Origin of the sequence: Geothrix fermentans DSM 14018 (assembly GCF_000428885.1) — a bacterium.
GTDB classification, from domain to species: Bacteria; Acidobacteriota; Holophagae; order Holophagales; family Holophagaceae; genus Geothrix; species Geothrix fermentans.
In genome coordinates this window covers 738,976-759,740 of record NZ_KE386810.1, presented here as the reverse complement: position 1 = coordinate 759,740, position 20,765 = coordinate 738,976, and the positions used below count along the sequence as shown (strand labels likewise).

Here is a 20,765-nt window from a genome sequence, read left to right as displayed (position 1 = left end):
GCGAACCCCCTTCCACGGCAATACATTCAACCTGCCCCGCATTCCTGGAGATCCCATGAAGTACCTGGACGACGCCCGTGACATCAAGTTCAACCTCCTCGAATGGCTGGATCTGGATGCGGTCCTGAAAGCCGAACCCTACCAGGAGGTCGATCGCGACCAGCTGGCCATGGTGCTGGACGAGGCGCTCAAGGTGGCCAAGGGCAGCGTCGCCGCCTGCAACGAGATCGGCGACCGGGTCGGCGCCCAGTGGGAGAGCGGGAAGGTGCGGCTGCCGGACGGGTTCGCCGAGGCCTTCGGGGACCTCGCCTCCGGCGGCTGGATCAGCGCCACCATGAACCCCGAGTTCGGCGGCATGGGCCTGCCGGAGGCCGTGGGCACCGGCATCAGCGAGTACCTCATGGGGGCGAACACGGCCCTGGGCCTCAAGGTGCTGCTCACCCGCGGCGCCGCCCACCTCATCGAGACCTTCGGCAGCGATGAGCTCAAGAAGGTCTATTGCGAGAAGATGTACACCGGCGAGTGGACCGGCACCATGTGCCTCACCGAGGCCGGGGCCGGCAGCGACCTGGGCGCGCTCACCACCAAGGCCGTGAAGCAGGCGGACGGGTCCTACCTGATCACCGGCGAGAAGATCTTCATCACCAGCGGCGACCACGAGCTGGTGCCGAACATCATCCATGCCGTGCTGGCCCGCACGCCGGACGCCCCCGCGGGTCCCAAGGGCATCAGCCTCTTCGTGGTGCCCAAGTACCGCGTGAACGCCGATGGCAGCCTGGGCGCCCCCAACGACGTGGCCTGCGCGGGCATCGAGCACAAGCTGGGCATCCACGGCTCGCCCACCTGCAGCCTGGTGTTCGGCACCAACGGCGGCACCCAGGGTTTTCTCCTGGGCCAGGAGAACCAGGGCCTCGCCCACATGTTCGTGATGATGAACGCCGCCCGGTACGAGGTGGGCGTCCAGGGCCTGGGCAATGCCTCCGCCGCCCACCAGGCGGCCCTGGCCTACGCCAAGGAGCGGCTGCAGGGCCGCGCTCCCGGCGCCGCCAAGGGCGCTTCGCAGTCCCTCATCGTCGACCACCCCGACGTGCGCCGGATGCTCCTCATGCAGTCCGCCTACGTCCAGGCCATGCGCGCCCTCGTGACCTACACGGCCTGGTGCATGGACATGGCCCACGTCTCCGCCGGGGAGGAGCGGGACCGCTGGCAGGGGCTGGTGGAGCTGTTCACGCCCGTCTGCAAGGCCTGGTGCTCCGACTGGGGCTTCCGGGTCACGGAGTGGGCCCTCCAGACCTTCGGCGGCTACGGCTACACCATGGAATACCCCGCCGAGCAGTACCTCCGCGACTGCAAGATCGCCTCGATCTACGAAGGCACCAACGGCATCCAGGCCCTTGACCTGGTGGGACGGAAGTTCCGCATGCAGGAAGGGAAGCCCGTCAAGGCCCTGATGGGCCAGGTGGGGGCCTCGGTGCAGGCCCTGGCCGCGGATCCGGTCCTCGGTCCCTCCGCCCGCCAGCTGGGCGAGGCCGCGAAGGCCCTGGGGACGGTGCTCCAGGAGATTCCCGCCCAGGAGAACGCCGCCCTGCTGACGGGCCTGAACGCCGTGCCGCTGCTGGACATGGTCGGGCACGTGGTGGCGGGCCACCTGCTGCTGCAGCAGGCCGCGCTGGCCAAGGGCAAGCTCGCCGCCCTGATGCAGGAGCGGGGCGTGGACGCCGCCGACGCCAAGGCCGTCCGGGCCCTCCTGGCCGGCAGCTCCGAGGCCGCCTTCTACCAGAACAAGGTCCAGGCCGCGATCCACTTCGCCCACCGGGGTCTGCCCCTGGTGGCCGCCCAGGCCGTGGCCCTGCGGGCCGGCGAGATGGCGCCCATGGAGGCCGTGCTCTAGGTTCCCGCACCTCACGTGAAAGCCCCCTGGCGACAGGGGGCTTTTCGTTTGGTGGACCTGATCAGGATCATGGGGCCCGCCTCCGCGAGCCATGCGAGCGGGAGCAGGCTCCGGGGGAGCCTGCGATAGGTGGGCTGACGACCGACAGGAAGACATCGGCGAGGTCGTCCCATGAAACAGAAGCGGCGGCCCGATGACCGCCGCATTCCATGGACTGGTGGACCTGATCAGGATCGAACTGACGACCTCTGCATTGCGAACGCAGCGCTCTCCCAGCTGAGCTACAGGCCCACGAACCTCCAGTTTAGCGGGGTCCCCGCTTCAGTCAATGCGGGGTCCTCGGGGCCAGGAGATCCTCCAGGAAGAAGGCGGAGAGTTCCGCGCGCCCTTCCAGCCCGGCCTTCCGGTAGATGGCCTGGGCCTGCTGCCGGACGGTGGCCTCGCGGGTCTCGCGGAGGGCGGCGATGTCCCTTGTGCTCAGGCCCTTCAGAAGGAGGAGGGCCACCTCGCGCTCTGCCTCCGTGAGCGCCCAGCGCTCGAACTGGCCGTCGATGGCTTCCGACAGGCCCCGGAGCAGGCCGGCGGCTTCCTGGCGCCATCGGTGGGCCTCGGCCTGCTCAGCGGCCAGATCCCGCCGGAGGCGCAGGACGTCCCGGTCACGGGCGCGGAGGGCCCGCAGCAGGCCGAGGCCCATGCCCAGGGCGAGGCAGGCGGTGAGTCCTTCGATCAGGAGGTGCCCCCAGCCCGCCGAGCGGAGGAAGCGGTCCATGGCCAGATCGACGGCGAGGAGGCCGGCCACCACCAGAAGCGCCAGCGCGAGGGCCCGCCCGCCGGGCCATCCCCCATCTGTCGGATGGTCGTTGGGGTGCGTCAATCCCATGGGAGGCTCCGGGCATCGGTCGTCTGTCGGATGGATCCCGGGGCGAGGCGAGCCGAGGATCTCCGCCAGGCCGGAGGCTACCATGACCCCACCCGCATCCTCATCCACGTCCCCCGCTTCCCTCGCCCCGGAGGGAGCCGACGCCTCCATCCGGGTCTGGGACCTGCCCACCCGCCTGCTCCACTGGGCCATGGCGGGGTTGTTCGCGGCTTCCTTCGGCCTGGCGACCCTGTCCTCGGAGCACAGCCCGGCCTTCCGCTGGCACATGGCGGCTGGTCTGGCCCTGGTGGGCGCTGCGGCGCTGCGTGTGGTCTGGGGGTTCATGGGGTCGCGCCACGCCCGGTTCCGTTCCTTCCTGTGCGGTCCGGGAACGCTCCTGAGTTACCTCGCGGATGCGGCGCGGGGGCGGGACAAGCGGCAGGCGGGCCACAACCCGGGGGCCGCCTTCGCGGCCATGGCCCTGCTCCTGCTTCCCTTCGGCCTGGTCGCCACGGGCCTGGCGATGTCCGGCCGCAAAGAGGCCTTCGAGGACCTTCATCAGGCGCTCGCCTACGGCATGCTCGCCGCGGTGATGGCCCACCTGGCCGGCCTGGCCTTCCATGCGATCCGGCACCGGGACCGGACCCCCAGCAGCATGGTCACCGGCAGGAAGCTGGGGCGCCCGGAGGAGGGCATCGCCTCGGTCCATCCCCTGCCGGCCCTGGCGGCCCTCCTGCTGCTGGGCGGGTGGGGGAGCCTTCTGGTCCGCTCCTTCGATGCGGAAAGGGGGCTGTTGAGCCTGCCGGGAGTCGCGCCCATCCAACTTGGGGAAGGCGGCGGGCATGGCCCCGGGCACGAATCGGAAGCGGAGGACGACGATTGAGGTTCCATGTGCGCAGAAAGCCGCCTTCCGGCGGCTTTCTGCGCATGAACGGCGTAGCTACATGAGGCTGTGCATGATCTTGTCCAGCTCCGCGGGGCTGGGCTTGAGCAGGTCCTCGCCCAGGGTGGCCAGGGGCTCCTCCACCAGGTTCAGCACCTCGGGCAGGGGGGGCTGGGTGGGGTTGATGTAGAGGAGGCCCGTGAGGAACTCGCCCTTGGCCATGGACTCGTGGATGGCCTTCATGGCGCCGAAGCGGTCCGTGGGCTCGTAGCCTTCGTGGATGGCCTTGATGGCGACCTTGGAGCCGTCCGGGAACGTGACGATCTCGGTCTCGCCCGCGGGGATGTCCACCTGCTCGACCTCCGAGTACTGGATGAAGCCCAGGTCGTGGAGGGGGAAGTCGTGGTCCTTGACGTGCTTGTAGGAGCGCGTGGAGGCATCGTGGTTGTTGAAGGTGACGCAGGGGCTGATGACGTCCAGGACCACGGTGCCTTCGTAGGCGAAGGCCGCCTTCAGGAGCGCGTTCAGCTGCTTGGGATTGCCCGAGAAGCTGCGGGCCACGAAGCCGCAGCCCAGCTCGATGGCCAGGGTGCAGGGGTCGATGGGTGGGAAGTCGTTCACGGCGCCGGTCTTCAGGTGGGAGCCCTTGTCGGCGGTGGCGGAGAACTGGCCCTTGGTGAGGCCGTAGACGCCGTTGTCCTCGATGATGTAGATCATCGGGATGTTGCGGCGGACGGCGTGGACGAACTGGCCCATGCCGATGGACATGGAGTCGCCGTCGCCGGAGACGCCGATGTTGATGAGGGTCCGGTTGGCCAGGGAGGCGCCGGTGGCGATGGAGGGCATGCGGCCGTGGACGCTGTTGAAGCCCCAGCCCTGGTTGATGAAGTAGGCGGGGGTTTTCGACGAGCAGCCGATGCCGGAGTACTTGGTGACGCGGTGGCCCTCGATGCTGGACTCGAAGGCGGCGTTGATGATCTGGGCCGTGATGGCGTCGTGGCCGCAACCGGCGCAGAGGGTGGACTTGGAGCCCACGTAGTCCTGCTTGGTGAAGCCGAGCTTGTTGGTGGGAGCGGCGGGTACGGGAGCGGAGGGTGTGGCGGTGGTCATGGTCGGCTCCTTACTTCTGCTCGAAGGCGGTGATCTGGTCCACGATGCTCTTGGCGTCGATGGCGTGGCCGTCGTAGTGCAGGACGCTCTTGAACTTGGTGGCGTGCTCGGGATAGGTCTCGCGGAAGAGGTTGGCCATCTGGCCATCGCGGTTCTGCTCGACCACGTAGACCACCTTCTTCTCCTTCACATAGGCGTCGACCTCGGCGGTGAAGGGCAGGGCGCGGAGGCGCAGGTAGTCGGTCTTGAGGCCCTGAGCCGCGAGGATGTCCTGGGCCTCGATGACGGCGGGATCGCTGGACCCGAAGGCCAGCACGCCCTTGTCGGAGCCCTGGTTGCGGAACACGGGCCCGGGCACGTGGGTCTTGGCGGTCTCGTACTTGCGCTTGAGGCGGTCCACCACCTCGAGGTAGTCGCCGGGCTTCTCGGAGTACTGGGCGTACGCGTTGTGGCCGGAACCGCGGGTGGTGTAGGCGCCCTTGCCGCCGGGCGTTCCGGGCAGGGAGCGGTAGGGGATGCCGTCTCCGTCCACGTCCTTGTAGCGGCCCCAGTCCTTCATTTCCGCCAGCTGCTGCTGGTTGAGGACCTTGCCGCGGTCATAGGGCTTGGAGGGGTAGGCGAAGGGCTTGGAGGCCCAGTTCTGCATGCCCAGGTCCAGGTCGGTGACGACGAAGATGGGCGTCTGGAACCGCTCCGCCAGGTCGAAGGCATCGTAGGAGAACTGGAAGCACTCCTCCATGGTCCCGGGGTAGAGGTTGATGTGCAGGGTGTCGCCGTGGCTGGCCTTGGCACAGAGCTCCACGTCCGACTGCTGGGTGCGGGTGGGCAGGCCCGTGCTGGGGCCCGTGCGCGCCACGTTGAAGAACACGCCGGGGGCCTCGACGTAGTAGCCCAGGCCGATGAACTCGCTCATGAGCGAGATGCCGGGGCCCGCGGTGGAGGTCATGGAGCGGGCGCCGGCCCAGCCCGCGGACAGCACCACGCCCGCGGAGGCCAGCTCGTCCTCCATCTGCACGATGGCGACGGTGGACTTGCCGGTCTTGGGATCCTTGCGGTACTCCTCGGCGTACTCGATGAAGGTCTCGACCAGGCTGGAGGCCGGGGTGATGGGATACCAGCCCACCACGGTCACGCCGGCGAAGAGGGCGCCCAGGGCGCAGGCCTCGTTGCCGTCGATGATGATGAGCCCCTGGGTCTTGTTGTCGCGCACGACCTTGACGTGGTCCTGGTCTTCCAGGTTCTCCATGGCCCAGTCATAGCCGGCCACGCAGGCGGTCTGGTTGAGCTCGATGGCCTTGGTCTTGCCCTTGAGCTGCTTGGCGATGGCCTTCTTGACCTCCTCCATGTCGATGCCGAGCAGGCGGGCGGCCACGCCCACGTAGATCATGTTCTTCACGAGCTTGTGGAGCTTGGGCTCGGGGCAGGAGGCCGTCACGAGCTTCTGGAAGGGCACGGGGATGTAGCTGAGGTCGGCGCGGAGCTTGTCGAGCTGGAGCGGCTCGTCGTAGATCACCAGGGCGTTCGCATCAGCCCGGGCGATGTCCTCCTTGGCCGTCTCGGGGTTCATGAGGATCAGCATCTCGTTGCTGGCCTTGCGCGCCACGTAGCCCTGGGCGCTGGCGCGGATGGTGAACCAGGTGGGCAGCCCGGCGATGTTCGAGGGGAAGAGGTTCTTGCCGCTGACGAACACGCCCATCTGGAAGATGGAACGCAGCAGCACCGTGTTGGCGGTCTGGGAACCCGATCCGTTGACCGTGGCCACCTGGATGGAAAAATCATTGATCCTCGTTTTCGCTCCTCCGGCAGGCGAGGGGGCGGCAAGGGCGGCAGTCATAGGACTCCTTTCTCATCGGGGCAATGGCGACGAAGAGGGCGTAAATACTAGGCTCACCAAAGCATCCTTGAGTATGGCAGAGGCCGCCAGATGCATCCAGGCAAGGTCCCGGGAGCCCCCCTCCGAGGGGTCTGAAATAAAGCGAAAAAAAAGGGATTGACGACCTGCGGATCGACTCTTACCTTGGAGACCATGAAAGCCTCCGATCTCACCAAGCGCCAACAGGCCGTCCTGAAATTCATCCGCACCTTCGTGCAGGACGAGGGGCGAAGTCCCACCCTGGCTGAAATTGCCAAGGGCGTGGGCTCCAGCGCGGTGTCGACCATCCACAAGCACGTCCAGCACCTCATGGACAAGGGGTTCCTCGTCCGCAGCCACGGCAAGGGGAACAACCTGGTGGTGGCGGCTGGACCCGTGGAGGACGAGGCGCCCGCCCGGACGGAGCGGAGCGAACCCGTGAGCCCCGTGCGGATCTTCCCGTTCTGCGGGGATGTGGCCGCCGGCTCGCCCATCCTGCCCGAGAGCCGCTCCCTTCCCATCGAGGTGCCGAACAGCATCCATCGCCAGAAGGAGGAGCTCTTCGTCCTGCGGGTCCGGGGCGATTCCATGGTGGACGACGCCATCCTCGACGGAGACCTCGTGGTGCTCCAGCGCAAGGGCGAGTACCGCAATGGCGACCGGGTGGTGGCCCTCATCGACCAGGAGGAGGTCACCCTCAAGGAGTTCCGGCGCGACGCCAGGGGCGTGTGGCTCATCCCCCACAATCCTGAGCTCCAGCCACGCTGCTATGCCCCCGAGGCCATCGACATCCAGGGGGTCCTCGTCGGCGTCATGCGCAGTTGCTGACGCCGACCAAGCATCAACCGGCGTCATGCGCAGTTGCTGACGCCGACCAAGCATCAACCGATGTCATGCGCAGTTGCTGACGCGGACCAAGCATCCACCGGCGTCATGCGCAGTTGCTGAAGGGCCGGCGCCCTCCTGGAAAGAATTGAGATAAGCAGAGGATCGCTGAGGAGTTGAGGGAAGCGGAGAACGGAAACAGGCCTTCACCTGCTCTCCGCTTTCCTTCCATGCTCCGCAAACCTCCGCTTCTGTGAAGCTTTCCCAAAAAGACATGGAATGCCGGTTCTAGGGCAGCCGCTCGCGGATGGCCCAGCCCATCGCGGCGGTCCCGAGGCTACCGCCGAGATCATGTGTCTTCGCGCCATCGCACATGGCTGCGGCCACGGCCTGTTCCACCGCTCGGGCCTCCGGCTCCCAGCCCAGGTGCCGGAAGAGCAGGGCGGTGCTGAGGATCATACCCACGGGGTTGGCCAGGTTCTTTCCGGCGATGTCCGGCGCGGAGCCGTGCACGGGCTCCGCCAGGGCCGCGCAGCGGAAGGGCCGGTGCGGCGCCCAGCTCAGGGAGGGCGCCGTACCCATGCCGCCGGCGAAAGCCGCGGTGAGGTCGCTGATGAGATCACCCAGGTAGTTATCCGCGGCGATGACGCCGAAGGGGGCTGGATCCTGCACCAGGGCGCAGAGGAGGGCATCCGCGTGCATCCCGCGGGCGGGCACCTGCGGGAAGGCGCCGCGGAGGTCCTGGAACACCCGCATCCACAGCCCATGCCCGTGCTTGAGCACATTGGCCTTGTGGGCCAGGGTGAGGGGGCAGCCGCGCTCCTCGGCCCGGGTGAAGGCTGCTTCCAGCAGGCGGCGCACGGCCACCTCCGTGTGCACGGCCAGGTCCACGGCCCGGCCCGGTTCCGTGGAGCCCTGGAGGCAGTAGGCCCCCTCCGTGTTCTCCCGGAAGACCTCGAGGTGGAGTCCCTCCGTCCCCGTCCCGGGGAGGGGCTGGCAGGGACGGAAGTTCACGACGAGGTCCAGCTCCCGGCGCAGGCGCAGCAGGATCGCCTCCGCGTGGCGGCCGTCCGGCACCCGGGGGTCGCCCACGGCGCCGAAGAGGATGGCATCGGCGCCGTCCCGGAGTTCCGCAAAGGCCGTCTCGGGCAGGGTTTCCCCCGTGGCCAGGAAATGCTCCGCGCCGAAGGGCAGGCGAACCACGTCCAGGCGGCGGCCCCTGTCCCGGGCCCAGTCCAGCAGTGGCTCGGCCTCCGCCATGACTTCCGGGCCGGCGCCGTCGCCGGGGATGAGGGCGATGCGTGTCGTGACGTCCAAAATCTTCTGCCCCTTTCCTGTTCCCTGTTCTCCGCCGATGGTGCCACACTCGCACCCCTCGGGGAGGCGACCATGGATCGGAGATGGAGGGTCGGATTGGGCCTGATGGCGATGTTCGGAGCGGCCTCGGCGGGGGAGGTCCGGGAGGGCATGAAGGCGCCGGCCTTCGAGGCCCGGGACCAGCACGAGGCCCTGGTCAGGCTGGCGGATTTCCAGGGCAAGTCGGCGGTGGTGCTCTATTTCTACCCCAAGGACGACACGCCCGGCTGCACGGCCGAGGCCTGCAGCCTGAGGGACGGGTTCAAGGCCATCCAGGCCGCCGGCGCGGTGGTCCTGGGCGTGAGCGCGGACACCACCCAGAGCCACAAGGCCTTTGCCGAGAAGTTCCACCTGCCCTTCAGCATCCTGGCGGACCCAGACCGGCGGATCATCGAGACCTACGGGGTGAAGATGCCCCTCCTCGGGATGGCCAAGCGGATCACGGTCCTCATCGACCGGCAGGGCATCGTCCGCAAGGTCATCACCGATGTCCGCACCAAGGACCACGACCAGCAGGTTCTGGCCCTCCTCAAGACCCTGTCCTGAGGGCGGGGAAGCCGCATTTGCATTGAGCCCGGCGGGTTTTCCGGGCTAAACTTATTCCTCCCAAGAGGTTCAGGAATGGTGTTTTTCAACCACGCCACCCGGCAGATGACGGCGAAGATCGTCTACTACGGGCCGGGTCTGTGCGGAAAGACCACCAACCTCAACACCATCTACGGCAAGACCAGCCTCAAGGCCCGGGGCGAGATGGTGAGCCTCAACACCGAGACGGACCGCACCCTGTTCTTCGACCTGCTGCCCATGGACGTGGGCATGGTGGGCGGCTTCCGCACCAAGCTCCAGCTCTACACCGTTCCGGGCCAGGTGTTCTACAACAGCACCCGGAAGCTGGTGCTCAAGGGCGTGGACGGCATCGTCTTCGTGGTGGACAGCCAGGTCCCCATGCTGGACGCCTGCCGGGAGAGCTGGGCGAACCTCGAGGAGAACATGGGCGAGTTGGGGCTCAACCTCCAGGACATCCCCGTGGTCTTCCAGTGGAACAAGCGGGACCTGAAGAACGTGGTTCCCGTGGACGAGCTCGAGGCGGTCTTCAACCCCCGCGGCGCCCCCAGCTTCCAATCCGTGGCCTCGGATGGCACGGGGGTCTTCGAGACTCTGCGCGGCATCACCAAGCTCGCCCTGACCCACATCAAGACCCACGTGCTCGGGGAATCCCCGGCGGCGCCTAGTCCCCCAGCGCCGGCGGCGCCTGGTCCGTTGGTCCCGGCGGCGCCTGGTCCATCGGCTCAGGCGGCATCCATTCCTCCGCCGCCTCCGGCCGTTCCGGCGCCTCCGGTGGGCGAGGCCCTCACCTTCTCGGACCTGCCCTCGGTGACGGACCTGCTCGACATGGACCTCCCGCTTCCCACCGCCGAAGGTACGCCCCTGCCCGATCTGGATGACGACACGGGCATCTTCATCGAGGCGCCCCACCTTCCGGAGCCGCCCTCCGAGGACCCAGCGCTCTCCTTCCTCATGGAGGAGGGGGCCGGCCCCTTCGATGCGGAGGCCTTCTCCGCCTTCCAGGGGGAGGACACCCCCGCCGAGGCCCAGCCGCCGGTGCCGGGGGCACCTGCCTCCCGGCCGCCCGCCAAGGCCGATCCCCTGGCGGCCCTGGCCTCGCTGCGCGTGGAGGGCCGCCGCCCGGCCCCCAAGCCGCGGAGCGCGGATCCGACGGACGTCATCTCCTCTTTGCTGGACGAACTCACCCTGGTGGGCCGCCAGGGGGCCCCGTCGGTGCTGCGGATCGAGGTTCCCGCGGACCTGGATGGGCAGGAAGTCGAGGTCGTCGTCCAGCTCCGCCACCGGGGGGCGGTGGTGGCCGAGGGCGGAATCCAGCGGCCCGCCCCCGCCAAGGGCAGCACGGCCAAGCTCAGCGTCGAGCTGAAGCGGAGCTGAGATGAGCCTTCGTGTCCGGTCCCTCTGCCTCCCGGTGCTGCTCGCGGCGCCCCTGGCCGCGGCCCTGCCCGCTTGGTGGACCGCCTTCCCCAGGGTGCCCGCCCTGGTCAGCCGCTTCCGCCAGGAGAGCGACAGCGCCGTCTTCGGGAAGATGACCCGCCAGGGGAACCTGCTGCTGGCCCGGGGGGGGAAGCTGAAGGTGGCCTACGATTCGGGGCTCGTCGTGACCTCCGACGGCCGCCACCTCGTCCAGTACGATCCCGATACCCGCACGGCTCAGCGGGTGGAGCTGGCCCGGGCGGTACGCGACTTCCCGCTGCTGGGGATCCTGCTGGATCCCGCGCGGATCGGCCTCCTCTACCGCGCCGAGTCCGCCGGCGGGGAGACCGTGAAGCTGGTGCCCCGGACGCCGGACATCCCCGCCCTGCAGGCCACGGGCCGCAAGGGGCTCCTGCACGTCCTCGAGTGGACCGATCCCACCGGCGCGCGCCAGCGCCTGGAGCTGCTGGATGCGAAGACGCCGGCGGCCCCGGGCCCGGCCGCCTTCAAGGCCCAGGTGCCCCCGGGAACGCGATGGGCTACTCCGAACGGCTGAAGGCGTCGAACACTTCAGCTTGCGGGAAGCGGATGCGCAGCCAGGCATCCAGCTCCGGCACCGTGTCGAAGATGCGCTCCGCCCCGTTCTGCTCCAGCTCCCCGTGGCTGCCGTAGCCCCAGCCCACGCCGATGGCCTCGAGGCCGTGGTCGCGCGCGGCGACCATGTCCACGCCCCGGTCGCCGATGAAGACGCCGCCGGGCCAGAGGGTGCCCTGGCGCACCAGGCCCGCCACCACCTCGGTCTTGGGCTGCCAGCGGCCCTTGAGGGTGCTGCCGAAGATGTCGTCGAAGATGAGGTTGAGGTCGAACTGGTAGGCGATGCGCCGGGCGAAGAGGCTGGGCTTGGCCGACACGATGTAGATGCGGTGCCCCTGGCGCTTCAGCCGGTGCAGCAGGCGGAAGACGCCGGGGTACAGCTCGTGCTCGAAGACGCCGTCCTCCCGGTAGCGCTCCCAGTAGAAGTCCAGGGCCTCCTCCAGGCGCTCGGGGTCCGCGAGGCCCGGAAGCGTGGCCAGGGACTCGCGCATGCCGAAGCCGATCCAGGCGCGGACGGTGGCCTCTTCAGGTACCGGCAGTCCGAAGGCCTCGCAGGTCTTCCGCACGCAGTTCCGTACCCCCAGCAGGGGATCCACCAGGGTTCCGTCCAGGTCGAAGCAGATGAGGCCCGGCGCCTCCGGTGATGCCATCGCCCGCTACTTCTTCTGCCGGTTGAACGCTTCGATGGAGGCCCGCACGAAGGCGTGGGCCTCGTCCTTGCCGCCCCAGCCGTCGCTGGTGACGCTCTTGCGCTCGAGGTCCTTGTAGGTGAGGAAGAAGTGCTCCACCTCCAGCAGGAAGTGGGGCGGCAGGTCGCTGCGGGAGGTCACGTGGGCGTAGGTGGGATCGTCCGTGGCCACGGCGAGGATCTTCGAATCCAGGCCCTTGTCATCCTTCATGCGCAGCAGGCCGATGGGCCGGGCCCGCATCACCACGCCGGGGTAGGTGGCGCCGTTGATGAGCACGAGGACATCCGCCGGATCGCCATCCTCCGCCAGGGTGCCGGGGATGAAGCCGTACTCGGCCGGGTAGTGGAAGGGCGAGAAGAGCACCCGGTCCACGTGGACCAGGCCCGTGTGGTGGTCGATCTCGTACTTGATGCGGGACCCGGTGGGGATCTCGATGATGGCATTGACGATCTCCGGCGCCTGGGGACCGGGATCGAGATGGACCAGGGACATGGAAGCTCCGCGAAGGCCTCGATTTTCGCATGCCCTGTGACGCCCGTCACGGAATCAGGCCAGCCCCTTCAGCCCGCTCAGGGCCTCGCGGAACTCCCCCCGGGGCTCCGCGTCCAGGACGCCCTTCAGGAACTCGGTGGCCGCGGGGATTCCCAGGTCCACGAGGGCCCGGGCTCCCGCCAGCCGGATGGCGGCGGACTCCGTGCCGGCGAAGAAGCCCCGGCGCCGGACCAGCTCCGCCAGCGGCGCCAGGGCCTCCGGGGAGCGGATGGCGCCGAGGGTCTCGATGGCCTTGATCCGCAGCTTCTCCATGGCCCGGCGGTCCTGGGCGAACTCGGCGATGGCCGGGAGTCCGGCCACGGACTTGAGCTGGCCCAGGGCGAAGAGGACCTCCTCCAGCGCGCCGGGATCGGTCTCCTTCATCCGGGGGATGAGGTGCGGCTCGGAGGCCGGGCCGCAGAGCCGCCAGAGGGAGCGGATGGCCACCCGGCGGACCCGGGGTTCCGGATGCCGGAGCAGGGGGGCGATGGTGGGCAGGAGGCCCGCGTCGCCGATGTCCGTGAGCAGGCTGAGGGCGTTGCGCACCAGGTACCAGGTGGGGGACTCCAGGGCCTGGAGGATGGGCGGCAGCGCGGCCGGGCCCATCTGCCGGATGGCTTCCACCAGCCGTCCGCGCTTCACCCGGTCCTCCTCCTGGCCCAGGCAGGCCATGAGGTGGTGGACCATGGGGACGCCGATGAAGTCGAGGTAGGGGAAGGCCTCCGAGGCGAGGTGGGCGCGGTCCATCCCGTGGAGGTGGGCTACCACCTCATCAAGAAGGCCGGGCCGGCGGAGGGCCTCCAGGAGCCGGTCGTAGGCCTCCCGGCGCCAGGGCTGGGGATGGTCCAGGAACGCGCAGGCCCCTTCGAGTTCCCGCATGTCCGAGATGACGCGGTTGAGGTCGCCCCGGCTGACATGGGCGCGGAGGAGGGTCTCCAGCGCCTCGGTGGTCCAGCGGTGCACGGGGGGGTCGGGTTCCCAGGGGAAGTTGGCCTTGAGCCCCTCCGCCAGGGGGGCCTCGATGGCCGGGGGAAGGCCCGGGGCATGGATCCACCGGGCGATGCCGGCCAGCGTCTGGGCGGACTGCAGGCGGAGCAGGCGCTCCTGCCGGAGGGCGTCCAGGAGCAGTTCCTGCACGCGGATGAAGTCGTCGGTGCGGCCCAGGTCCAGCAGCTCCCTCAGGAAGGCCAGCCGCTCCTCCAGCGTGAGGTCGAAGAGGCAGCCCTCTTCGAGGACCTTCACGAGCCGGGCTTCCAGGCTGAGGTCCTCCCAGGTGACTCGCCGCAGCAGGAGGCCGACCTTGCTTGGATCGTGGCCCTGGCCCCGGAGGAAGTCGCCGAGGCCGCCGCGGACCTCGTCCCGGTCGGGAAGGAGGCCCAGGATGCCCTGGACGGGACCGGCCAGCTGCTCCCAGGTGGCCCCCTGGCCGAGCAGGCCCGCCACCGCCTGCTGCAGCAGCCCGCCCGCCAGTCCGTGGACTCCGGCGGTAAGCCCGCCAGGCTCCTGGGGGAGGGTGCCGAGGCCGGCCAGCAGGCGGAGGAGCGTTCCGGGGCCGAGGCCCGAGAGCACCTGGCGCAGCGTGTCCACCTGGTCCGCGGTGGCCTGCCCGGCGCCGAATCCCAGCTCCGCGCCCAGGGCCCCCAGTCCCCCCAGCTCGAGGGGCCGGAAGGTCTGGAGGAAGGCCAGCTCGTCGGCGTCCGCCGCCCCGGGGGCTCCGGCACCCGGCTCCTGGGGGAGGGAGAACAGGAGGGCTTCGCGGATGGCCTTCACCAGCGGGTCCTCGATGGGCGGTGCCTGCACGGACGGAGCGCGGTTGAGGTCCCGGTTGGAGGCCTCCGCCTCGTCGCCCTCCAGCACCACCTGGTAGCGGACCTGGGTGACCTGGATGCGCCTCACGCCCGCCGCCAGCAGCATGCTCTCCAGCCCGCCCAGCTCCTGGACCCTCGGCGGCCGGGTGCCCAGGGCCTCCACGAAGGAGGCGAACTCGTCAGGGGAGGCTCCGCGCTCGATGATGAACCCGCTGACGCCCCGCTCGGTCACTTGCCGGACGAGGGCGGCGAGGTGGGGGCTGCGGTCGTCCTGGGCCTCGCCGTTGAAGAAGGGGCGCGATCCCGAGACCACGAACTGGAGTTTGGGGCGCTCCGCCAGCTGCTCCAGCAGGGTGGCGTAGGCCGCAGCCACGGCATCCTTGGAGCGGGGATGGGCCGCGGTGTACATCTGCAGGGACCGGAAGGCCACGGCCAGGCTCTGGGCCAGCTGGAGGAGATCGCTCATGGGGGAGTCGGCTCCATGGGGTCGGACCACTCCCGGCGCAGCTGGGCGTAGTGGGCCTCCAGGAAGGCCAGGCGCTTCCGGCCCTCCTCGCGGGCGGGCTCCGTGTTGAAGCTGGCCGTGATGCCCCGGGCCAGGTCCAGCCAGGCCTCGCCCCGGCGCAGGATCTCCGCGGTGGTGATGGGCTGGAAGGCCCCGCTGATGCAGCCGAAGTGGATGAGGCTGGCCGCACCGATCTTGCTGAGCTTGTCGCAGTCCCAGAGGCAGGCGGTCTCGATGGGCTCGAGCCGCTTCGTGAGCTTGAGGCCCACGTGGTGCTCGATGGCGTGACGCACGGCGGGGATCTTCTCCGGGGGGAAGTCCGTGCCCGCGAGGATCTCCTCCACCCGCGCTGAGGCGTCCTGGGCGTGGGTGTCCTTGGCCTGGGGGTCCTTCAATCGCTTGGCCACGTCGTGCAGCCAGGCGGCGCACTCCACCACCTCCGGATCCGCCCCCGCGAGGGGGGCCAGCCAGCGGGCCAGGAGCACGGCCGCATAGGTGTGCTCGAAGCGGTAGTTGAAGATGGGCTGGTATTCCCCGCCCACCTGGTGGCCGATGCCCCAGAACCGGATGGCATCGGCATCCGAGAAGCGCCGGAGCGCCAGTTCGCAGGCGAGCCGCCAGGGGGTGGTCATGGGCAGACCTCCTGGTGGGCGCGGAGGGCGCCGAGGGTGGCATCGATCTCCTCGTACATCACCCGGTCCGTCCAGGGGGCACAGGCTTCGGCCAGGCGGGCCACCAGCGGTTGCAGGCCCGCGGCCGGGGCCATGCCGAGGATGCGGAGGCCCTCCAGGGCCATGCGGGCCTCGATGGCCAGCACCTGCTCCAAGGCCTCCACGGCGCGGAGCAGCTTGCGGGCGGCGATGGGACCCATGCTGACGTGGTCCTCCTTGCCGGCGCTGGTGGGGATGGTGTCCACGCAGGCGGGATGGGCCAGGCCCTTCATCTCGCTCACGAGGGCCGCCGAGGTGACGTGGGCCATCATGAAGCCGGATTCGAGGCCGCCGTTCTGCGTGAGGAAGGCCGGGAGGTCGCTGTAGGCGGGGTTCACGAGGCGCTCCTGCCGGCGCTCGGAGATGCTGGCGAGGTCCGCCGCCGCGATGGCGAGGACATCGCAGGCGAAGGCGGGATACTGGCCGTGGAAGTTGCCACCGGAACGGGACTCCTGGGTGTCTGTGAAGATCATCGGATTATCCGTGGCACTGTTGAGTTCCCGCTCGAGGATGGCGCCCGCGAACTGGAGCGCATCCCGGGTGACGCCGTGGACCTGGGGGATGCAGCGCAGGCTGTAGGCGTCCTGTACGCGGTGGCAATCCTTGTGGCTTTCCGAGATCTCGCTGGAGGCGCCCAGGATTCCCCGCATGCGCTCGGCCACGGCGATCTGGCCGGGATGGGGCCGCGCGGTGTGGATGCGGGGATCGAAGGCGGAGCGGGTGCCCCGCAGGGCCTCCAGGCTCAGCCCGGCGATCTCGTCCGCCAGATCCGCCAGGCGCGCGAACTTCTCCACCGCCAGGTTGCCCAGGGAGGTGATGAGCTGGGTGCCGTTGATGAGGGCCAGTCCCTCCTTGGCCTGGAGGGTCACAGGCTTCAGGCCCGCCTGGGCCAGGGCCTGACCGCCGGGGATGTGCCGACCATCCGCCCAGGCCAGGCCTTCGCCCACCAGCAGCAGGGCCATGTGGGCCAGGGGGGCCAGGTCACCGCTGGCGCCCACGCTGCCCTGGCTGGGCACCAGGGGGACGATGTCGCGGTTGAGGCATTCCGCCAGCAGGCGGATGGGCTCGGGCCGGATGCCGCTGTGGGCCTTGAGCAGGCAGTTGATGCGGGCGGCCATGAGGGCGCGGGTCTGATCCTTGGGCAGGGGCTCGCCCACGCCCGCAGCGTGGCTGCGCACGAGGTTGAGCTGGAGCTGCTGGAGCTGGTCCGGGGGGATGACCACCGTGGCGAACTGGCCGAAGCCGGTGTTGATGCCGTAGACCGTGCGGCCCTCGGCCACGATGCGGTCCACCACGGCCCGGTTCTTGGCCACGAGGGCCAGCGCGCCCTCGTCCAGGGAGACGCCCTCGCCAGCGGCGATGCGGGCCAGCAGGGGAGCGGTGAGGGTTCGTCCATCGAGGCGGATCATGCATGCACCTTGCGTGAGAGGGTGAGGGCGAGGAGGAGGGCCAGGGCCAGGGTGATGCCGGCCACGGTGTAGGAGACCTGGCCGCCCCAGCGGGCGAAGGTGAAGGTGCCGACCGCGGGGCCGACGATGCGACCCAGGCCCGTCATGGCGTTCAGCACGCCGAAGAGGCTGCCCTGGTCCTCCGGCGGCGTGAGGCGGCTGGCCAGGGCCGAGCCGGCGGTGTTGCTCATGCCGCTGCCCCAGGAGAGGGGGACGAGCAGCAGCAGGAAGGGCCACATCCAGGCGGCCAGGGGCATGAGGGGCAGGGTGATGCCCAGGATGATCAGCCCGGCGATGAGGGCCCCCCGCTCGGGAATGCGCTTGGACACCATTCGGACGAGGCCGCCCTGGTAGATCACGAGGAGGATGCCGATGCCGGCGAAGAGGTAGCCCACCTCCCGCTGATGGAAGCCGAACCGGTGCTGGACCAGCAGCGCGAAGGTGCCCTCCATCATGGCAAAGCCGGCCATGGCCAGCAGGGACACGAACAGGATCTGGGGCATGCCGGGACGCTTGAAGGCCTTCACCAGGGCGTGCCCGCGGCTCTCGCTGGAACGGGCGCGGGTGCGGGCCTCGTCATCGAGCGTTTCCGGGACCCACAGGACCACCAGCAGCGAGGCAAGGAGGGACAGCCCCGCCGCCACGAAGAAGGGCAGGTGCCAGCCGCGGGTCGCCAGCAGGTGGTGCCCGAAGGCGCTGCCGCTGAGGATCCCGGCCAGGGCGGGGCCCAGGACGAAGCCCAGGCCGAAGGCCGCGCCGATCATGCCCATGGCCTTGGAGCGCTCCTCCGGGGCCGAGCTGTCGGCCATGGCCGCCTGGGCCACGGAGATGTTGCCGCCGGTGATGCCGTCCAGGATGCGGGCCGCCAGCATCCACTCGAAGCGGCTGGTGAGGGCCAGCATCAGGTAGCCCAGGGAGGACCCCAGCAGGCTCATCCAGAGCACTGGCTTGCGGCCCACCTTGTCCGAGGTGCGGCCCAGGATGGGCGAGGCGATGAACTGCATGAGGCTGAAGCTGAGGAAGCCCACGCCGGCCCAGAAGGCCCCGGGCGTGGTGCCCGCCCCGCCCAGGCCCAGAAAGTGGTTCACACCCTCCATCCAGGCGCTGGGGTGGTCCGCGATCTCCTTGGCGTAGAGGGGCAGGATCGGGATGACGATGCCAAAGCCCAGCAGGTCGACGAAGACGGTGAGGAAGATGGCCAGCCTGGCGCGCTTGGAAGACGGCATGAGGTTCTCCAGCCGACCAGTCTAGCTCGGGATCCCGCTCACCTCCCCAGGACACCCCGGATGGCGGTCTTCAGATCCTTGAGCTGGTAGGGCTTCTGGAGGAAACCCGCGGGGCCGCCGTCCGGAAAGGCCTGGAGGGAGTCCTGCTCCGTGAAGCCGCTGCAGAGCACCACGGGGATGGCCGGATCCAGGCCGCGCATGGTCCGGAAGGCCTCCCGGCCGTCCAGGCGCGGCATGGTGATGTCCATCAGCACCAGGCTCAGGTCCTGCCGGTGCTCCCGGAAGCGGGCCAGGGCCTCCAGGCCATCGCCGGCCACCACCACCTGGAAGCCGAGCAGCTCGAGGGATATCGCCGTGGTCCGGAGGATCTGCTCCTCGTCGTCCACGAGGAGCACCGTGCCCCGGGAGGGGACTTCGGCGGGCGTCGGCTCCGCCCCCCGGTTCACGGCGGGACTCCGGTCGGCGGCGGGAAAGCAGAGCCTGAAGCGGGTGCCCCAGCCCACCTGGCTGGTGATGCTCAGGCCCGCGCCATGGCCCCGGAGGATGCCCTGCATGGCGGAGAGGCCCAGGCCCCGGCCCGCGGCCTTGGTGGTGAAGAAGGGATCGAAGATGCGGTCCAGGACGTCGGGCGACATGCCGCAGCCCGTGTCCTGCACCTCCAGGATCACGTGGCGGCCGGGCCTGGGGGCCTCGATCCGGAACTCCTGCCGCAGCGCCGCGGCATCGAGATCCCGCGCGGAAGTGGCGATATGGATGCTGCCGTCCCGGTCGCCGATGGCGTCCGAGGCGTTGGTGACCAGGTTCATGACCACCTGCTGGAACTGGGCCGCATCCGCCTGGATGGGCGGCAGGTCCGGGGCCAGGTCCAGCTGGAGGCGGACCTTCTTCGAGATGGAGACCTCGAGCAGCTGGGTGAGGTCCCGGACCACCGCATTGAGGTCGTGGGGCCGGACCTCGAAGTGCCCCCGGCCGGAATAGGCCAGCATCTGCTTGGTCAGCTCCGTGGCCCGGAGGACCGCGGCCTCCATGTTCGCGAGGTAGGGGCGGGCCGGGGAGGCGTCCGTCATCTTGAGCTGGGCGAGGTTCAGGTTGCCCAGGACCACGGTCAGGAGGTTGTTGAAGTCATGGGCGATGCCCCCGGCCAGCACGCCGAGGCTCTCCAGCTTCTGAGCCTGCCGGAGGGCCTCCTCCGCCCGGCGGCGGTCCGTGATGTCCAGGATGTAGCCCAAGTGGTAGCCCGGGTCGGCTCCCTGGGCCGGAACCGAGGCGCTGAAATCGAAGAACCAGCGGTATTCCCCGCTGGCGGTGCGGAGCCGGTACTGCTGCTCGTAGTGGGTGAGACCCCGGGTCTTGTTCTCGGCGGCGGTCCGGTGGATGGCCTCCAGCTCATCGGGATGCACGAGGGCGTTGTAGGAGATGCGGCCGCTGGTGAGCTCCTCGGGGGCGTAGCCCAGGATGGCCTGGATGTTGGGCGAGACGTAGTCCACCGGCCAGCCTTCGGCATTGCGCCACTTGATGACCATCACCGGCCCGCCCACGAAGAGGCCCCGCTCGGCGCGGAGCGCCTGCTCCGCGGCCATGCGGTCCGTGATGTCGCGGGTGATGGAAAGCAGGCAGGGGATGCCGCCCACCTCCATGATCTTCCCGGACATGAGGCCGGTGATGATCCCGCCGTCCTTGCGCCTGAATCCGGCCTCCAGGCCCGTGAACTCCCCGTGCTCCTGGATGAGGCGGACCGCCCGGTCGCGATCTCCCGGGTCGGCCCAGATCCTCAGGTCCGGGGCCGTGCGGCCCACGGCCTCCTCGCGCGTCCATCCTGTGAGGCGGGTGAAGCCCTCGCTGACGTCCAGGTAGGTCCCGTCCTCCAGCCGGGTCAGGTTGATGGCGTCGGGGCTGGCCTGGAAGGCCCTCGAGAACTTCGCCTCGCTGAGTCTGAGCGCGTCCTCGGCGGCCTTGCGCTCGATGGCCATGGCCACCTGGCCGGAGACGAAAACCAGCAGGTCCCGTTCCTCCGGGGTATAGCGGCGGGTGCCCTCATAGATCTGGATGGCCAGGACGCCGAAGGTGCCCTCGGTCCCCACGAGGGGGACGCCCAGCCAGTCCAGGCAATCCGTACCTTGAGGCTCCACCTCTCCGGTGGCCACCAGGTTGCGGCTGAGCTCCGGGCTCAGGAGGAGCGGCCTCTCCGTGCGGAGCACGTACTCGGTGAGGCCCCGCTTGAGCTTCCGGGGGGCGGGGGCCGGGTCCACCTCATCCACGAAGTAGGGGAAGGACACGGTTCCCGTGGGCCGGTCCCAGAGGGCGAAGTAGAGGTTCTCCGCCGTCATGAGGTCGCGGACGATGGCGTGGACCCGTGCGTACAGCTCCTGGAGGTCCGTGGCCCGCAGCGCCGCCTCCGCGATGCGGTAGGTGGCCTTCAGATAGCGGCGGACCAGGGCCAGAGCTTCGGCCGGATCCCGTGGTTCCCCAGGTGGATGCATGGATCCCTTATCGGTGTC

Annotated in this window: 16 protein-coding genes, 1 tRNA gene and 1 pseudogene; 6 read left to right on the top strand and 12 right to left on the bottom strand. The window is 69.4% G+C overall.

Features of this window, described 5'->3' with window-relative positions:
• Nucleotides 1–55: 55 nt before the first annotated feature.
• Nucleotides 56–1,891, top strand: a complete 1,836-nt coding sequence (locus tag G398_RS0114060) for an acyl-CoA dehydrogenase (RefSeq protein WP_026854068.1) — start codon at nucleotides 56–58, stop codon at nucleotides 1,889–1,891.
• Nucleotides 1,892–2,106: 215 nt separating this feature from the next.
• Here the strand turns inward: G398_RS0114060 and G398_RS0114055 are convergent.
• A tRNA-Ala gene (locus tag G398_RS0114055) sits at nucleotides 2,107–2,182 on the bottom strand.
• Between the two features lie 34 nt (nucleotides 2,183–2,216).
• Nucleotides 2,217–2,771, bottom strand: a complete 555-nt coding sequence (locus tag G398_RS0114050; protein WP_052572019.1) for a helix-turn-helix transcriptional regulator — start codon at nucleotides 2,769–2,771, stop codon at nucleotides 2,217–2,219.
• Between the two features lie 82 nt (nucleotides 2,772–2,853).
• Between G398_RS0114050 and G398_RS18650 the strand changes: the two genes are divergently transcribed.
• The gene (locus tag G398_RS18650; protein WP_052572016.1) at nucleotides 2,854–3,633 is read left to right on the top strand and encodes a cytochrome b/b6 domain-containing protein; all 780 of its coding nucleotides are present in this window, start codon (nucleotides 2,854–2,856) and stop codon (nucleotides 3,631–3,633) included.
• Between the two features lie 57 nt (nucleotides 3,634–3,690).
• On the opposite strand, the gene G398_RS0114040 is transcribed toward G398_RS18650, so the two are convergent.
• Complete coding sequence (locus tag G398_RS0114040; RefSeq protein WP_026854066.1) at nucleotides 3,691–4,743, bottom strand: 2-oxoacid:ferredoxin oxidoreductase subunit beta; 1,053 nt, start codon at nucleotides 4,741–4,743, stop codon at nucleotides 3,691–3,693.
• Between the two features lie 10 nt (nucleotides 4,744–4,753).
• Nucleotides 4,754–6,577 carry a 2-oxoacid:acceptor oxidoreductase subunit alpha gene (locus G398_RS0114035; protein WP_026854065.1) on the bottom strand — a complete coding sequence of 608 codons (1,824 nt, stop codon included), beginning with the start codon at nucleotides 6,575–6,577 and terminating at the stop codon, nucleotides 4,754–4,756.
• A 192-nt stretch (nucleotides 6,578–6,769) separates the two neighbouring features.
• Between G398_RS0114035 and lexA the strand changes: the two genes are divergently transcribed.
• Entirely contained in the window at nucleotides 6,770–7,423 is a 654-nt protein-coding gene (lexA, locus tag G398_RS0114030; RefSeq protein ID WP_026854064.1) for a transcriptional repressor LexA, read from the top strand.
• 285 nt (nucleotides 7,424–7,708) lie between these two features.
• Here lexA and G398_RS0114025 read toward each other — a convergent pair whose 3' ends face one another.
• Complete coding sequence (locus tag G398_RS0114025; RefSeq protein WP_043485011.1) at nucleotides 7,709–8,737, bottom strand: isocitrate/isopropylmalate dehydrogenase family protein; 1,029 nt, start codon at nucleotides 8,735–8,737, stop codon at nucleotides 7,709–7,711.
• A 105-nt stretch (nucleotides 8,738–8,842) separates the two neighbouring features.
• Between G398_RS0114025 and G398_RS0114020 the strand changes: the two genes are divergently transcribed.
• The 3 genes and pseudogenes from G398_RS0114020 (at nucleotide 8,843) to G398_RS0114010 (ending at nucleotide 11,312) form a co-directional block, all read left to right on the top strand.
• Entirely contained in the window at nucleotides 8,843–9,322 is a 480-nt protein-coding gene (locus G398_RS0114020) for a peroxiredoxin (RefSeq protein ID WP_211229098.1), read from the top strand.
• Nucleotides 9,323–9,397: 75 nt separating this feature from the next.
• Nucleotides 9,398–9,973: pseudogene (locus G398_RS22140) on the top strand (GTP-binding protein); the annotation flags it as partial.
• Nucleotides 9,974–10,718: 745 nt separating this feature from the next.
• Nucleotides 10,719–11,312, top strand: coding sequence for a LolA family protein (locus tag G398_RS0114010; RefSeq protein ID WP_026854061.1), 594 nt, complete (start codon nucleotides 10,719–10,721; stop codon nucleotides 11,310–11,312).
• Here the strand turns inward: G398_RS0114010 and G398_RS18640 are convergent.
• Genes G398_RS18640 through G398_RS19935 form a run of 7 tightly spaced genes read right to left on the bottom strand, consistent with a single transcriptional unit; the run spans nucleotide 11,296 to nucleotide 20,747 of the window.
• Nucleotides 11,296–12,000: an HAD hydrolase-like protein gene (locus tag G398_RS18640; RefSeq protein ID WP_052572014.1), complete on the bottom strand. Its 705-nt coding sequence runs from the start codon at nucleotides 11,998–12,000 to the stop codon at nucleotides 11,296–11,298. The two genes, G398_RS0114010 and G398_RS18640, sit on opposite strands and share 17 nt — an antisense overlap.
• 6 nt (nucleotides 12,001–12,006) lie before the next feature.
• Nucleotides 12,007–12,531, bottom strand: coding sequence for an inorganic diphosphatase (locus G398_RS0114000; RefSeq protein ID WP_026854060.1), 525 nt, complete (start codon nucleotides 12,529–12,531; stop codon nucleotides 12,007–12,009).
• A gap of 54 nt (nucleotides 12,532–12,585) precedes the next feature.
• Nucleotides 12,586–14,844, bottom strand: coding sequence for a HEAT repeat domain-containing protein (locus G398_RS0113995; RefSeq protein ID WP_026854059.1), 2,259 nt, complete (start codon nucleotides 14,842–14,844; stop codon nucleotides 12,586–12,588).
• Nucleotides 14,841–15,515, bottom strand: a complete 675-nt coding sequence (locus G398_RS19940; protein ID WP_052572012.1) for an HD domain-containing protein — start codon at nucleotides 15,513–15,515, stop codon at nucleotides 14,841–14,843. The genes G398_RS0113995 and G398_RS19940 overlap by 4 nt, the downstream gene beginning before the upstream one ends.
• Nucleotides 15,512–17,002, bottom strand: a complete 1,491-nt coding sequence (hutH, locus tag G398_RS0113985) for a histidine ammonia-lyase (RefSeq protein ID WP_026854058.1) — start codon at nucleotides 17,000–17,002, stop codon at nucleotides 15,512–15,514. Before hutH ends, G398_RS19940 begins: the two co-directional genes overlap by 4 nt.
• Nucleotides 16,999–18,267, bottom strand: a complete 1,269-nt coding sequence (locus G398_RS0113980; protein ID WP_026854057.1) for a tetracycline resistance MFS efflux pump — start codon at nucleotides 18,265–18,267, stop codon at nucleotides 16,999–17,001. Before G398_RS0113980 ends, hutH begins: the two co-directional genes overlap by 4 nt.
• Nucleotides 18,268–18,305: 38 nt before the next feature.
• The gene (locus tag G398_RS19935) at nucleotides 18,306–20,747 is read right to left on the bottom strand and encodes a hybrid sensor histidine kinase/response regulator (RefSeq protein ID WP_052572010.1); all 2,442 of its coding nucleotides are present in this window, start codon (nucleotides 20,745–20,747) and stop codon (nucleotides 18,306–18,308) included.
• Nucleotides 20,748–20,765: the final 18 nt, after the last annotated feature.